This is a genomic window from Nocardia sp. NPDC087230 (genome assembly GCF_044744725.1).
Taxonomy (GTDB): domain Bacteria; phylum Actinomycetota; class Actinomycetes; order Mycobacteriales; family Mycobacteriaceae; genus Nocardia; species Nocardia canadensis.
Genome location: NZ_JBIUYV010000001.1, coordinates 853171 through 866074, shown reverse-complemented (window position 1 = coordinate 866074; position 12904 = coordinate 853171). Strand labels below are relative to the sequence as shown.

Genomic DNA, 12904 nt, shown 5'->3' with positions numbered 1-12904 from the left:
GCCGATCTCACGAATCCCGTTGTTCCCCAATGTTTCGGCCAGATGAACGAACAGAGACCGGCCCCGAACATCGCGGTGACGGCGGCCGGGCGGGCGGGCGAATCCGTCGCCACCGCGGGCCGAGCACGGCACCAGCGGCGATCGGGCCGCTCCGCGCGCGGTTCGGCACTCCAGCAAACTCACCGTAGCCCGAACACACCCACGTTCGTGCCCTCGTCACGGCGCCTGCCCTGCGTACCATCAGCCTCATGCGTAACGCTCTCGTGTTCGGATTGGTCGCCCTCGCCGCGCTGACACTGCCCGGCTGCGGCACCGACGACGCGCCGGCGGCTACGCCACCTCCGACGAGCACCACCAGCACCTTCGCCGATGCCACCGGCGCGGCGCCCAGCGACAACGCCCCCAAGTCCGGCGCGGCCTCGGCGGGCGCGGCCCTGACCGTGACCGACATCAGGATCGGCAAGCAGCCCGGCTTCGACCGGGTGGTCTTCGAGCTCGGCGGCACCGGCACCCCCGGCTGGCAGGTCGAGTACACCGATCGCGCGGTTCAGGACGGCAGCGGCAAGACCGTCGATGTGGCCGGTCGCTCGATTCTCGAGGTGCGCATTCTCGGATCGGCCTATCCGTTCGATTCCCCGGTGCCGCCCTTCGCCGGGCCCGACCCGGTGACCGACCCGAACGTCCCGAACATCACCGGCGTCTACAAGAAGATCGTGTACGAGGGCACCACCCAGTCGTTCATCGGTGTCGACGCCGACGCGCCCGCGTTCGCGGTCACCACGCTGACCGACCCGCCGCGCCTGGTCGTCGACATCGCGAGCCCGTAGCCGCTACCCCTACCGTGTGCGGGTATTCCGGGTCCCCCGATCGCGCTGGTTAGACTGGGCGTCGTGACCGACCAGCATTCGCGCGTGCGCGCACCCGGCATCGCCAGGGTGCTCGCGGTGTTGGCGCTGCTGGCCGGAATCGTCGCCATGCACTCGGCGGTCTTCGGCACCGCCCACGCCCACGACACCGCGTCCGAGTCGCATGCCCTCCCGGCCACGCTCGACACCGCCGCGGTGAGGCACGCCGCTCCGGCACCGAGCGACAGCGCGAACACCACGACCTCCGGTCTCGCCGACGGCCCGCCGAACCACGGCCTGCTCGCGGCCGCCCTCCCCAGCGACGACCCACTCGCCGCCACCGGCTCAGTCGACGCCGCCGCGCACCTCGCTTTCCCCGGCGAGGACCAGCTCACGGACACCGACATCGCACCCCCCGGCGACAGCCGGCTCGCGGCCGCCGCCGCAGGGTCCGACGCCACCCACATCGCCCGCCCCGGCGACGACAAGCACGCGATGGGATCCGGCTGCGGGGCATCGGGGTGCGACGAGCGCGCGGGTATCCACGGCTGTGTCTTCGTCTTGGCCGCGCTCGCCGCCGCCCTGACCCTGGTCCTGCTCTACCGGCTCACCGACGACGACTCGACCGGTGGCGGCGCCGCCGCCCGGCCCTGGCGGGGCAGGCGCGAGCGCCCGCCGCCGTGGACCGTCCTGACCCTGTCCCAACTGGCGATTCTGCGGATCTGACAGGTCCACCGCCCCGGCTTCGCCGGTGGCGGGACCGAATCACATCCACATCGAATCCCCAGGAGGATCACCATGTCCATCAGCCGTACCCGCGCCACCGTTCTCGCCGTCACCGCCGCGAGCGCCCTGCTGCTCGCCGCGGGCTGTAGCGACGACAACGACACGGCCACGCACGACACCCACTCCGCGACGAGCACCACCAGCTCGGCCGCGCCGTCGGCCGCTGCCCGCACCGACTTCAACGATGCCGACGTCACCTTCCTGCAGATGATGTACCCGCACCACGCGCAGGCCGTCGACATGGCGAAGATGGTGCCGACGCACACCCAGAACGCGCAGCTGATCGCCTTGGCCGCGCAGGTGGAGAAGGCTCAGGCGCCGGAGATGCAGCAGATCACCGGTTTGCTGGCCGGCTTCGGCAAGCCGGCGCCCAGCGCGAGCGGCGGCCACGACGGGCACGCCATGCCCGGCATGATGACCGACGCGCAGATGAGCGCGCTGCAATCCGCCCAGGGCGCCGATTTCGACAAGCAGTGGCTGGAGATGATGATCGACCACCACGAGGGCGCGGTCGCCATGGCCCAGACCGAGCTCGCCGGCGGCGTCAACCCGGAATCGCGGCAGCTGGCGACGGCGATCGTGGCCGATCAGCAGGCCGAGATCGCCACCATGCGCGGCATGCTCGGCCAGAGCTGAGCGGGAGCGGCGCCGGGGCAGCCGGTCCCGGCGCCGCGACCGGTCGACGTCTCGGTTGGTCATCGAAATCGCCACCGCGAGCTGACGTCACCCGCCTCCAGCCAGTACGGTCGATATGTTCGGCTCCGGCGCAATCCGCGGGCCGACGGTCCCGAGGGAGGAGAGGGAGACATGAGACAACGGGAACGAATGGGGGTCGGCACGGCGCTCGTGGCCGTGGCGACCGGCCTGGTCCTGGTCGCCTGCACCAAGCAGGTGCCCGGCGACGCGCAGGCCAACCAGACCGACCTCGCCTCTTACACTTCCGAGGTCGCCGCCTCGTCGGCGGCGCGGGTGGCCAAGGCCAACGACGCGGCCTGCGACGGCCTGCGCGCGGCCAACAAGAGCTCGGTGACCGCGTTCAACGCCTATATCGACGCCAGCAACACCAGGGCGGCCGACACCGACGCCAAGGCCAACGACGCGGTCACCACGCTGCGCAACAACGCCAAGGACCTGGGCCGCAAGATCACCAACGACGTGATCTCGACCCTGGCCACGCCGCTGCGCTCCTACCGCGACAACACCAATACCCTCGCCGACACGCTCGAGCGCCGCGCGCCGACCGACGAACTCAACGGCGTGATCGACACGTTCAACGCCGCCAAGGACACCGCGATCGACGTGTGCAAGCCGTACGGAAACTGAGCACCCGTAACAAGAACGTGACTGTTCACGATTCACCTCCGGAATCTCTTTCTGGAGGGTGGAGTGCGCAGCTATCTGAAACATGTTGTGGCAGCGGCGGTTACGGCGCTGACGCTGACGTCGGGTGCACTGCTGCCCACGGTGGCGCAGGCCGAACCGGTGACCGCCAAGCAGTGTGAGGTCAGCTCGGGGCGCACGCCGCAGACCGCGACGCCCGCCGAGGCCGCCTTCGACCCCGCGCGGCTCGCCGACGCCATGAATCTGGCGATCGACACCACCCGGTTCAACATCCAGCTGTACCGGAACAACTGCCTGGTCGCCACGGGGCCGCGCAATGCCGAATCCGGCGGCGTGGCCTGGAATCTGTGGAGCGGGACCAAGAGCGTGGTCGCGCTGGTCGCGGGGCTGGCCGTGGACGAGGGCAGGCTGGACATCGACGAGCCGATCGGGCGCTATCTGCCCGCGGGTCTCGGCGACGAGGCGCACCGGTCGATCACCGTGCGCAACCTGCTCACCGAGTCCTCCGGGATGGAGGTCGCCGTCGCCGCCGAGGGCGCGACCGGGCTGGCCGCACTGGATCCGAACGTCGTCGCCCAGGCGCTGGCGATGCCGATCGAGCGCCCGCAGGGCACCATGTTCCGCTACAGCCAGCGCGCGGTGGACCTGCTGGTCTACGTCATCGGGCAGTCCGTCGGCGAGGACTTCCAGAGCTTCGCGCAGCGAAAACTGTTCGACCCGTTGGGCATCGCCCGCGGCGACTACTTCTGGGCCCGCGACCGCGCCGGGAACACCTACGGCCACGCGCATCTGATCCTGCCACCGGACGACTTCGCCAAACTCGGCCTGCTCGTGGGCAATCGGGGTCGCTGGAACGATCAGCAGGTGATCTCGGACGACTACATGCGCGCGGCGCTGTCACCCTCGGCGAGCATGCCCTGCTACGGCTTCCTGTTCGTGATCAACGGCGCGCCGTGCGTCCTCGAATTCCCCGGCCTGCCGCTGGACGCGGTGAAGATGTCGGGCATGCTGCGCAACGACAGCTACATCGTGCCCAGCCTGGGCCTGATGCTGAACTGGACCGGCGTCGCGACGCCGGGTGCCTCGTCCACCTACACCCACAATGTGATGCGCACGCTGGTCTCGGCCTTCGTCGACCAGCAACTCCCCGATCCCGGACCGTACCGGGAACGCCCGGACGTGAGCGTCACCGATCCGATGATCGCGCGTCCCGACGCGCTGCTGGGCACCTTCGGGATCGGTCCCTACGCCTACCCGGGGTGCAGTTTCCTCGACTGCCTGGGCGAGACCCCGAAGCCGCCGTTCTCCGACTGGCCGCCCGGTTGCGTCGTCCTCGGCTGCGTCGGCAACAACCCGGCCACCCCCGGCATCCGCTGACCCGCGGGTGGCGGCGACGCGCCGCCACCTGTGCCGTCCGGGTCCTGACGCGTACGCTGACTGGTACCCACCCTGAACAGGGTCAACGAAACACCCGACGACCGGCAATTTTCCAGCAAGAAGCGTGCTTCAATCGATCGCCCCACAACAGACGATCGATCCCTCTCCCCCTCGAGGTGTGCCATGTCATTCTGGGAAGTCATCTGGCTCATCATTGTGAGCTTCGCGTTCGTCGCCTACCTGCTCATGCTCTTCATGATCATCGGAGACCTCTTCCGCGATCACAAGACCTCGGGCTGGGTGAAGGCGATCTGGATCGTCTGCTTGCTCATCTTCCCGTTCCTCACCGCGCTGGTGTACCTGATCGTGCGCGGTCAGGGCATGGCCGAGCGCTCGAACGCCGAGGCCGCGAAGATCCAGCAGGCGCAGGATTCCTACATCAAGGAGACCGCGGGCACCAATCCCGCGGCGCAGATCGCCGACGCCAAGCGGCTGCTCGACGAAGGCTCGATCACCCAGGCCGAATACGAACAGCTCAAGGCCAAAGCGCTGTCCTGATCACCCGTTCCACCGCAGCCCCGCACCGATACCCTCGGTCAGCGGGGCTTTCGGCGTTCCGGAGGAGAATTCCCTGGGCCGAGGGGTCGCCGTCGCGTATTCTCGAACACACCGGACAGGACCAGTAGGGACCGGTGCACCCTCACCGAAGGAGCCACCTTCATGCCCGCACCGCTGCGCGACAGCGCAGTGCCCAAACACGAACAGCTGCGCGCGATCCTGCTGCAGAAATGCACGCGCGAGCTACAGCCGGGCGATCTGATGACCAGCGAACGCAACCTCATGCAGGATTACGGCGTCAGCCGGATCACCGTACGCGAGGCGATCGGGCAGCTGGTCAACGAGGGCTATCTGGTCCGGGTGCGTGGCAAGGGCACCTTCGTCGCGCACCGGCCGGTGCAGTCGCGGCTGCATCTGGCCTCGTTCACCGAGGAGATGCGCGCGCTCGGACATCAGCCGACCACCCTGGTGCTGGTCGCCGAGGAAGCGGTGCCGCCGGAGGCCACCGCCCGCGCGCTGCGGCTGCCGCCGGACACGGACGCCTACCACGTGCGCAGGCTGCGGCTGGCCGACGAGGAGCCGGTGAGCGTCGACGACGCCTGGTTCAACCCCGAGCTGCTGCCCGGCCTGATCTCGCACGACCTCACCGGTTCGATCTACCGGACGACCGCCGATCGCTACGGCAGGCCGATCGAGAGGGCCGAACAGACCGTCGACGCCCAGGGCGCCGAGTCCGGCGTCGCGATGCTGCTCGGCGTCAAGAAGGGCGCTCCCGTCCTGCATTTCGACCGGGTGTCGTTCAGCGCGGAGGTGCCGATCGAGCACACCCACAGCTGGTATCGCGCCGACCGCTATCGCGTGCAGATGGAAGTCGGCCGTCGATCACAGGTATGAAACTGTCATATTTCAGATACTGTATGAGCGCTATCACAGCGAAGTGCTCGGAGGTATCACCCCATGTCCATTCGTAAGTCCACCACCCGGGCGGGCCTGCTGGCCGTGCTCGCCGCGGGAACCCTGCTCGGTGCGGGCGGCACCGCCAACGCCGCCGGCGGTCTCGATTGGGACCTGTGGCCCTCGGGCTCGGTCGAAATCGGTCCGCCGACAGGAAGTTCGATGGGCTCGGTCGACGCCGACTTCGGCAGCGGCACCGGTTCCTTCGACGCCGACCTCGGCTCGGCCGGACCGCGTCCGCCCTCGACGGGCTCCGCGGTGCTCCCCGGTTCCGCGGGCTGATCGACGGTCGGCGCGCCACCTCGGTGGCGCGCCGATCCCCGCTCAGATCAGCGTGCCCACGTCGGTGCGGACCAGATTCTCCAGCGCGCGCTCGGCGACCGCGGCGATGGTCATCGACGGATTGCACGCCGCGGTATTGCCCGGCATGAGCGCCCCGTCGAGAACGTAGAGCCCACGCTGCCCGAGGACGCGACCGTCGAGATCGCAGACCGCGCCCATATTCGCCCCGCCGAGGGGATGCCAGGTCGAGGGGAACAGGGCGTTGGTGTCGATGAGCGTGCTGCCCGGGCCCGCGATGCGCCGCACCGCCGGATCGATGTGACCGTCCTGGATCGCCCGGTCACCGTCGCCGGGCCAGCGCAGGGTCGCGGTATCGGCGCCCGCGTCGTAGCCGAACTCGCCCCGCCCGGAACTGACGCCGTAGCCGACCAGCATGGTGGCGCCCGGGTCGACCGGCAGCGACGGGATCGACGCCTGGATGACGGTGAAGGCGGCCCGCGGGTCGTCCCAGTTCTTGCTGCCGTAGACCACCGGACCACCCTGTGCCGCACCGAATCCCGCCGATCCGTCGCGCCACACGTAGATCCGGTCGGCATTGGTCCCCCAGCCCCGGCCGAGCTCGTCGGGCAGATCGGGGATGTGGCCCAGCGCCTGGGCCCGCACGAGCATCCGGGTGGTGTTGAGGCTGCCCGCCGCCAGCACCAGCGCGCCGGTGGTGATGACCTTGTTCTCCAGTACGGTGCCCGCGGTGTCGACCCGGTCGACGCGCACCACCCAGCGCCCGTCGGCGGCGCGCTCGATCCCGGTCACCTCGTGCAGGGTGCGTACCTCGACCAGGCCGGTCGCTTCCGCCGCGGCGACATAGGTGACGTCGACGGAGTGTTTGCCGCCGTTGTTCACACCGAGCGCGCCGTCGCCGTTGGTATAGGACGGCGTCATCTCCCCACGCAGTTCGGCGAGGGCGTAGTTCCAGTCGATCGGCATCGGGATCTTCGACAGCGGCAGGCCCGCGCCACGCACGCGGTCGGCGAAGATTCTCGCGGCGGCGTAGTTCTCATGGGCGACCAACTCGTCCGGGGCGGTGGCGAGCCCGAGCATGCGGGCCACCCGGGGATAGTGGACCTGGTCCATCCGGCCCCAGTCCAGTCCCGCCGGGAAGTGCGTCTCGAACACCTCGCGCGCGGGTTGCAGCGACATGCCCTGGTAGATCAGGGAACCGCCGCCGAGTCCGGCGGCGCACAGCGCGGTCATCCCGGCGCCCGGAACCGCTTCCAGCAGACCGGCATACGGCTCGAACACCAGCGGTCGGCCGAACACCATCGGATCGGAGCGGTACCAGAGCATCCGCTTGTCCGGGCGGGTGGCCAGTGGGAACGTCTGGGAGTTCGGGCCCGTCGCCCAGCGCCTGCCGCGCTCGAGCAGCAGGACCGGGACGCCCGCTTCGGCCAGGCGCAGCGCGGTCACCCCGCCGCCGAAGCCCGAGCCGATCACGACGACCCGGCGGTCCTCGGTGGTGAGCGGGATGGCGCCGGTGCGGGCGGCGACGGGCCGCGCCCCGGCGGTGCCCGCGGCGGCCAGGGTCAGACCCGCGGCGGCCGCACCGGTCAGCAGGGTACGGCGGGAGAACTTCGACATTCGGCAAACCTTCATCGGGGTAGGGATTTTCGGGTGTCCGCTCACGCGCGACGGTCGAGCAGCAGGCCGAGCAGTCCGGCCTCGCGACCCTGGCCGGTGATCATGTCGCGGGCGGCGCGCTCGACCTCGCCGCCGTCGAGCAGCGCGTCGGCGGTGGCGGCCATCTCGATGCCGCCGTAGTGGTGGCGCCGCATGAGCCGCAGGAACAGCACCTCGGCCCGCGAACCGGTCGCGGCGGCGAGTTCGTCCAGTTCGCCGGCGGTCGCCATGCCCGGCATCACCGAGTCGTGGTGCGCGGCAGCGGTACCGGCGTGCCGATGCGCGCCGGGCGGCCGCATCCAGGCCATCGGGTCGGCGCCCGCGACCGGCGCGCCCGCCAGCCGCAGCCAGCCGAGCAGCATGCCCAGTTCGGTGCGCTGGGTGTCGGCGATCTGTCCGGCCAGCACGAGGACCGCGGGATCGACACCCCGATCGAGGCGCTGGACCAGGACGAGCGCCTGGCTGTGGTGGGCGACCATGTCCTGGACGAAACCGATCTCGGTCGCGGTGAGCACCGGCGACGCGGCGGGCGCGGGCAGCAGTGGGCGCAGTGCCGCACCCATCGCGAGCAGCAGCACCGCACCGCAGGCCAGCGCGCCCGCCCGGATTCCCCTGTGCCCGATCATGATCCGGTCGTCGAGGTCTGCCCCGCGGGTGGGGTGTAGACCTCGGGGGCCAGTTCCAGGGCGAGGAATCCGTTGTCCGCGCAGGTGGTCCACAGTTGGTTGCCGCGCCATTCCGGCGGCGAGAAGCACCAGTCGGTCGACAGATCACCGAAGGCCAGGGTGCCGGTGCGCGCGCTGAGCGCCTGTTCGGGATCGAAGGCGCCCTGCAACACCGCCTGCGCGACGGTCGGCGTCGCCAGCAGCGGCGGACCGATGATCGAGGCGAGCGCGTGCGGGGAGTTCCACAGCTCGCTGTTCGCGCCGGTGCGGGCGGGCGGGTTGAAGTAGCCGATCTCCCGGATGGCGGCCGGGTCGCGCACGTCGAAGACCCGGATACCGGAGGAGGTCCAGCTGCACGCCAGCGCGGTCGGGTCCGCCGGGCGGTCGGCCGCGCAGTAGTGCGCGTCGTAGGCGAACAGCGAACCACCCGAGGCCGAGGCGAGCATGCTGTCCTGGTTCTCGGGCAGATTGATCGCGAGCTTGATCGAGCGCGCGATCCGGGGATCGCGCTCGTCGGAGACGTCGATGAGCTTGACCCCGCCCGAGCCCGCCTCGTCGACGGCGAACACGTAGGGCGTGCCCTGATAGGTCACCGGGACGGCGTGCTGGGTGGCCCAGCCGTCGGTCCAGGGCAGATCGGCGAGTTCGGCGACGTGCGGTCGCGGGTCGCGGCGCTGGACGGCGGCGACATCGAGGATCTTCAGGCCACCCATGTTGTTCGCCAGGTACATGCGGTTGCCGTCGGGCGAGAAGCCGAACCCGTGCATGGACAGACCCGGCAGGCCCTGCCAGAGGACTCGGGGATTCGCGGGGTCGGTGAGGTCGACCGCGCTGAGCAGGCCCGGCGCCGTTCCCGAGGCCCAGTAGGTCCGGCCGTCCGGGGAGAAGCCGCCCTCGTGCGCCGTGATCGGCACCGGCAGGGCGAGATCGGTACCGGGTCCCGGATTGAGCAGCCGGGGGTGCGCGCAGTCGGAGATGTCGTAGACCGAGAGCAGGCCGGCCCCGGTCAACGCCGGAACACCCGCGCCGACAAGGAGTTTGCGCGCGGCATTGACCTTGAGGCTTTCCCAGGTTCCGGCCAGCATCGCCGGCTCGGTGAGGGTGGTGGTGTGGACCGGCGCGGACGGGTCGGCGATATCGAGCACCCGCACCCCCTCGTCCGGGCCGAGCAGATTGCCGGGGAAGAACGTGCCGATGTAGGCGCAGTGGTCGAAGGTGACCGAGGTGATGCCGCCGCCGCGGCCCGGCGAACTGCCGAGCAGCCGCATATTGCAGCGGAATCCGTCGCGGGATCGGCCGCTGTCGCGGTCGCCGGCGGGGACGTCGCCCTGCAAGCCGGTCTCGGGCAGGGAGCCGGGCAGGCAGGCGGTCTGGCGGGTGGGTGCACCGGTCGCCGTCGGGGCGGCGGCGCCGAGCGGCAGCAGCAGCATCGCCACCGCGACGAGACCGCAGCGGCGGGCCGCACGGGGGAACAAACGAGTCATGGAGTTGTCGTCGGCCCCGCGAACGGGGCCGCCTTCCTGTGTCCAGCGAGCCCGCGGCGACAGCGGCGCCGGGGCTCGGGAGTGGTCGGGTATCGCGTCGTGCGGACGAGGCGTGCACCGACCTCATCCAGCGGTAACTGAGTTACCGCTGGGCGACGCTACCATTTCACCCGTGAGCAGCGGAACGGAATCGGACGCATCGGCGAAGATCATCGCGGTGGTGCTGGGTCTGCTGAACACCGAGGGCTACGAGGCCGTGCAGCTACGCGCCGTCGCCGCCGAGGCCCACGTCTCGCTGGCCAAGATCTACCGGCTCTTCCGGACCAGGGACGAGTTGATCATCGCCGCGCTGGAGCAGTGGATGGCGACCAACGCCTACGCCGACGTGACCCCGCCGACGCCCGACGAATCCGTGCGCGACAGCCTGATCCGCGTGCTGCGCACCGTCTTCGAGCCCTGGGAGCGCAACCCCAAGATGCTCGAGGCCTACCACCACGCCCGCACCGGCCCCGGCGGCGAACGCCTCGATACCCAGGGCCTGACCGCGGTCCTGCCGGTTGCCGAGATCGCCCTGCGCGATCTCGACCCCGGCTACCTCGACGACCTGGGCCTGATCCTGGGCAATATGGCACTGGCCCTGATCGGGCGATTCGCCGCGGGCACCCTGCCGATCACCGGCATTCTGCCGACCCTCGAACGCACCGTCTACCGGATGACCGCCGACAACGAGTCGGCCGCCCGGCGCGGCACCACCCCGCCGCCCACCCACTGACCCGCAGATCCGTTCCCGCGCAACCGATACCTGTTTCCGATCGGCAGAACGGGGCATACGCCCCCTGTGACGTGCGATCCGGCACGTCACGACGTAGTACCCGTACCGAACAGGTGAGCTCCAATGATTCTTCTAGGCGCAGTACTCCTCATCGCCGGACTCGTTTTCGGCATTTCCCTGCTGTCCACCGTGGGTGTCGTCCTGCTGGTGGTCGGCGTCGTCCTCGCCCTGGCCGGCAGCGTCGGCCGCCCGGTCGGCGGCAGGCGTCACTACTACTGATCCCCGCCGGACCCTTCTCGAGGAGGAACAACATGTCGGCGAATCTGCCCCGAATAGTTTCGATCCTGGTGCTGGTGTGGCTGGTGATCGGCGTCGTAGCCGCGGCTCAGCGTGGCTACTTCACCGATCGTGAGCAGAACTGCGCGACCCTGGGCACCATCGCGGTGACGGTGCTGGCCGGGCCGTTGAACTACGCGGGCGTCAACCCCAAGGTCGACGACTGCGCCCTGCCCCAGCCCAGCCAGTAAGCAGGCTCAGCCCTGACGGGGCCATTGCCTGCCACTGTGGGACAACGTGGCCGGATCGGTGCTGCGCACGACTCCGCTCGTCGCGCGCACCGGTTCCGGCCGCGCCCGGTCCTCGGCATTGTTCTCCAGTTCGGCCAACCCGACCACGATCACCAGTCCGGTGACCACCAGCGAGACGCTCGCGATCAACGGCAACAGCAACTGCACCGGCGCCACCCCACCGACCGGCCGCTCGGCGCCGCTGTGGTGCGCGCTCATCGCGGCCATCGCGGTGTAGTGCATGCCGCACACGGCGATGCCCATGACCAGCGCCGCGCCCGCCGTCCGGACCAGACCGCGCACATGCAGCATGAACCACAGCGCCGTCGTCGCCGCGACCACCGCGATGACGATCGAGAGCGCCACCAGCGGCGGCCGATAGGCGATGACGGCTCCGCTGCGCATCGCCCGCATCCCCAGGTAGTGCATGGCGGCCACGCCGAAGCCCGTGACCGCACCGCCCAGCGGCAGGGTGAGCCATTCCCGCCGCCCCCGGATGACGATGGTCAGCCCGATCAGCACGACGCCGATCGAGATGACCGCGCTGAGCAAGGTGGTCGGCACGTCGTAGCGAATCGGCGCGCCATCGATGCTGAAGCCGAGCATGGCCGTGAAATGCATGACCCAGATCGCGGCCCCGCCGATCGCGACCGCCGCGGCGATCAACCACCCGATCGGCGTGGTCGAGGTTTTCGCGTGCACCGCGCAGCGCAACCCCAATACCGAGCCGATGAACGACAAACTGAACGCGAGAACCGGATTCATCCAGCCATTGTTGAAGTGCTCGATCTGCAGCACGTTGTCCCCCGGGGTCGATCATTTTCCGCATGCGCGATGGCTAGAGACTAGACCACTCGGCCCGACAATTCCGGCGATAACGACAGTTCGATATTCGTGATTCGAATTCTGTTCCAGCACATTCTATTTCGCCATTGTCGATTCGGAGCCAGCAATGTGCGAACATCGAAAACCGCGCCCCTGGAAATAGGGGCATTCAATTCGAACCGACCGGTCGCGACCCTGTGCTCAGGAGTTCTGCGCCCGTGCCCGGATCAAATCCGCCAGCCGATCCAGCGACTCCTGATTACGCGCGGCGAACACCAGATCCTGCGCCACCCCCGGAATCAGCTGCGCGGGACCGCTCGACGCGCGCTCGGTCATCCGGATGGTGGTGCACCCCGGCGACGCCTCGGTCAGGGTCAGCCGGATCCAGGCCGACCCGACCGACCACAGCCGCGCCTCCAGCTCCAGCCGATGCGGCGGATCCACGGCGCGGACCACCGTGGTGTCGCTGATCAGCACCGGCCAGAGCCCGAATCGGTACTGGATGCGGCTGCCGACGGCCGGCCACTCGGGATCGACCCGGCCGATATGCGAGGCGCCGACCACCCAGCTCGCGTACAGCCAGCCGTCGGCCAAGGTCGCGAAGGCCGCCGTAGGGTCGACCGGCACGGTCACCTCGGCAGTCAGCATGTCTGATTTCCTCGTCCGTCGCGGGAATCCGGCCACTCCAAGGGTAATTCGCGCGCGGGCCCGTCGCGCGGTGAGAACACCCACCCGAGACGGTGCGGCGCGCCGAACCCGCCATGATGCGGGAAAA

At 69.6% G+C, this 12904-nt stretch carries 17 protein-coding genes; 11 read left to right on the top strand and 6 right to left on the bottom strand.

Annotated features, from left to right (window positions below):
- The first annotated feature begins 248 nt into the window (after nt 1-248).
- The 8 genes from ACIO52_RS04100 to ACIO52_RS04065 all read left to right on the top strand — a co-directional run bounded on the left by ACIO52_RS04100 (nt 249) and on the right by ACIO52_RS04065 (nt 6143).
- Nucleotides 249-827, top strand: coding sequence for a hypothetical protein (locus ACIO52_RS04100; protein WP_218719497.1), 579 nt, complete (start codon nt 249-251; stop codon nt 825-827).
- Nucleotides 828-890: 63 nt separating this feature from the next.
- Nucleotides 891-1571, top strand: a complete 681-nt coding sequence (locus ACIO52_RS04095) for a hypothetical protein (protein WP_316576042.1) — start codon at nt 891-893, stop codon at nt 1569-1571.
- A gap of 72 nt (nt 1572-1643) precedes the next feature.
- Nucleotides 1644-2267 carry a DUF305 domain-containing protein gene (locus ACIO52_RS04090; protein ID WP_402641513.1) on the top strand — a complete coding sequence of 208 codons (624 nt, stop codon included), beginning with the start codon at nt 1644-1646 and terminating at the stop codon, nt 2265-2267.
- A 171-nt stretch (nt 2268-2438) separates the two neighbouring features.
- Nucleotides 2439-2954, top strand: a complete 516-nt coding sequence (locus tag ACIO52_RS04085; RefSeq protein ID WP_255588074.1) for a hypothetical protein — start codon at nt 2439-2441, stop codon at nt 2952-2954.
- An 87-nt stretch (nt 2955-3041) separates the two neighbouring features.
- Nucleotides 3042-4349, top strand: a complete 1308-nt coding sequence (locus ACIO52_RS04080; RefSeq protein ID WP_218719494.1) for a serine hydrolase — start codon at nt 3042-3044, stop codon at nt 4347-4349.
- Between the two features lie 183 nt (nt 4350-4532).
- Nucleotides 4533-4907 (top strand): SHOCT domain-containing protein, encoded by a 375-nt coding sequence (locus ACIO52_RS04075; protein WP_218719493.1) that lies wholly within the window; start codon nt 4533-4535, stop codon nt 4905-4907.
- Between the two features lie 162 nt (nt 4908-5069).
- Nucleotides 5070-5801, top strand: a complete 732-nt coding sequence (locus tag ACIO52_RS04070) for a GntR family transcriptional regulator (protein WP_316576043.1) — start codon at nt 5070-5072, stop codon at nt 5799-5801.
- A 63-nt stretch (nt 5802-5864) separates the two neighbouring features.
- A complete protein-coding gene (locus ACIO52_RS04065; RefSeq protein ID WP_218719491.1) occupies nt 5865-6143 on the top strand; it encodes a hypothetical protein in 279 nt (92 codons plus the stop codon).
- Between the two features lie 42 nt (nt 6144-6185).
- Here the strand turns inward: ACIO52_RS04065 and ACIO52_RS04060 are convergent, their stop codons facing one another.
- Genes ACIO52_RS04060 through ACIO52_RS04050 form a run of 3 tightly spaced genes read right to left on the bottom strand, consistent with a single transcriptional unit; the run spans nt 6186 to nt 9966 of the window.
- Nucleotides 6186-7778: a GMC oxidoreductase gene (locus ACIO52_RS04060; protein WP_218719490.1), complete on the bottom strand. Its 1593-nt coding sequence runs from the start codon at nt 7776-7778 to the stop codon at nt 6186-6188.
- A 41-nt stretch (nt 7779-7819) separates the two neighbouring features.
- Entirely contained in the window at nt 7820-8443 is a 624-nt protein-coding gene (locus tag ACIO52_RS04055; RefSeq protein ID WP_316576046.1) for a DUF305 domain-containing protein, read from the bottom strand.
- Nucleotides 8440-9966 (bottom strand): LVIVD repeat-containing protein, encoded by a 1527-nt coding sequence (locus ACIO52_RS04050; RefSeq protein ID WP_402641506.1) that lies wholly within the window; start codon nt 9964-9966, stop codon nt 8440-8442. Before ACIO52_RS04050 ends, ACIO52_RS04055 begins: the two co-directional genes overlap by 4 nt.
- A 172-nt stretch (nt 9967-10138) precedes the next feature.
- Between ACIO52_RS04050 and ACIO52_RS04045 the strand changes: the two genes are divergently transcribed.
- From ACIO52_RS04045 to ACIO52_RS04035, 3 genes are all read left to right on the top strand, one after another.
- Nucleotides 10139-10738: a TetR family transcriptional regulator gene (locus ACIO52_RS04045; RefSeq protein WP_402641503.1), complete on the top strand. Its 600-nt coding sequence runs from the start codon at nt 10139-10141 to the stop codon at nt 10736-10738.
- A gap of 123 nt (nt 10739-10861) precedes the next feature.
- Nucleotides 10862-11017, top strand: coding sequence for a DUF6131 family protein (locus ACIO52_RS04040; RefSeq protein WP_218719486.1), 156 nt, complete (start codon nt 10862-10864; stop codon nt 11015-11017).
- 32 nt (nt 11018-11049) lie between these two features.
- Entirely contained in the window at nt 11050-11265 is a 216-nt protein-coding gene (locus tag ACIO52_RS04035; RefSeq protein ID WP_218719485.1) for a hypothetical protein, read from the top strand.
- A 6-nt stretch (nt 11266-11271) separates the two neighbouring features.
- Here the strand turns inward: ACIO52_RS04035 and ACIO52_RS04030 are convergent, their stop codons facing one another.
- The 3 genes from ACIO52_RS04030 to ACIO52_RS04020 all read right to left on the bottom strand — a co-directional run bounded on the left by ACIO52_RS04030 (nt 11272) and on the right by ACIO52_RS04020 (nt 12777).
- Nucleotides 11272-12069 carry an MHYT domain-containing protein gene (locus ACIO52_RS04030; protein WP_402641499.1) on the bottom strand — a complete coding sequence of 266 codons (798 nt, stop codon included), beginning with the start codon at nt 12067-12069 and terminating at the stop codon, nt 11272-11274.
- A 156-nt stretch (nt 12070-12225) separates the two neighbouring features.
- Nucleotides 12226-12303 (bottom strand): SWIM zinc finger family protein, encoded by a 78-nt coding sequence (locus ACIO52_RS04025; RefSeq protein WP_218719576.1) that lies wholly within the window; start codon nt 12301-12303, stop codon nt 12226-12228.
- Between the two features lie 27 nt (nt 12304-12330).
- Complete coding sequence (locus tag ACIO52_RS04020) at nt 12331-12777, bottom strand: SRPBCC family protein (protein WP_218719483.1); 447 nt, start codon at nt 12775-12777, stop codon at nt 12331-12333.
- Nucleotides 12778-12904: the final 127 nt, after the last annotated feature.

Coding starts and splice junctions, on each gene's coding strand:
- ACIO52_RS04090 (WP_402641513.1), top strand. CDS start 1,644: ATGTCCATCAGCCGTACCCGCGCCACCGTTCTCGCCGTCACCGCCGCG.
- ACIO52_RS04035 (WP_218719485.1), top strand. CDS start 11,050: ATGTCGGCGAATCTGCCCCGAATAGTTTCGATCCTGGTGCTGGTGTGG.
- ACIO52_RS04070 (WP_316576043.1), top strand. CDS start 5,070: ATGCCCGCACCGCTGCGCGACAGCGCAGTGCCCAAACACGAACAGCTG.
- ACIO52_RS04040 (WP_218719486.1), top strand. CDS start 10,862: ATGATTCTTCTAGGCGCAGTACTCCTCATCGCCGGACTCGTTTTCGGC.
- ACIO52_RS04075 (WP_218719493.1), top strand. CDS start 4,533: ATGTCATTCTGGGAAGTCATCTGGCTCATCATTGTGAGCTTCGCGTTC.
- ACIO52_RS04020 (WP_218719483.1), bottom strand. CDS start 12,777: ATGCTGACTGCCGAGGTGACCGTGCCGGTCGACCCTACGGCGGCCTTC.
- ACIO52_RS04060 (WP_218719490.1), bottom strand. CDS start 7,778: ATGTCGAAGTTCTCCCGCCGTACCCTGCTGACCGGTGCGGCCGCCGCG.
- ACIO52_RS04065 (WP_218719491.1), top strand. CDS start 5,865: ATGTCCATTCGTAAGTCCACCACCCGGGCGGGCCTGCTGGCCGTGCTC.
- ACIO52_RS04100 (WP_218719497.1), top strand. CDS start 249: ATGCGTAACGCTCTCGTGTTCGGATTGGTCGCCCTCGCCGCGCTGACA.
- ACIO52_RS04085 (WP_255588074.1), top strand. CDS start 2,439: ATGAGACAACGGGAACGAATGGGGGTCGGCACGGCGCTCGTGGCCGTG.
- ACIO52_RS04050 (WP_402641506.1), bottom strand. CDS start 9,966: ATGACTCGTTTGTTCCCCCGTGCGGCCCGCCGCTGCGGTCTCGTCGCG.
- ACIO52_RS04030 (WP_402641499.1), bottom strand. CDS start 12,069: ATGAATCCGGTTCTCGCGTTCAGTTTGTCGTTCATCGGCTCGGTATTG.
- ACIO52_RS04055 (WP_316576046.1), bottom strand. CDS start 8,443: ATGATCGGGCACAGGGGAATCCGGGCGGGCGCGCTGGCCTGCGGTGCG.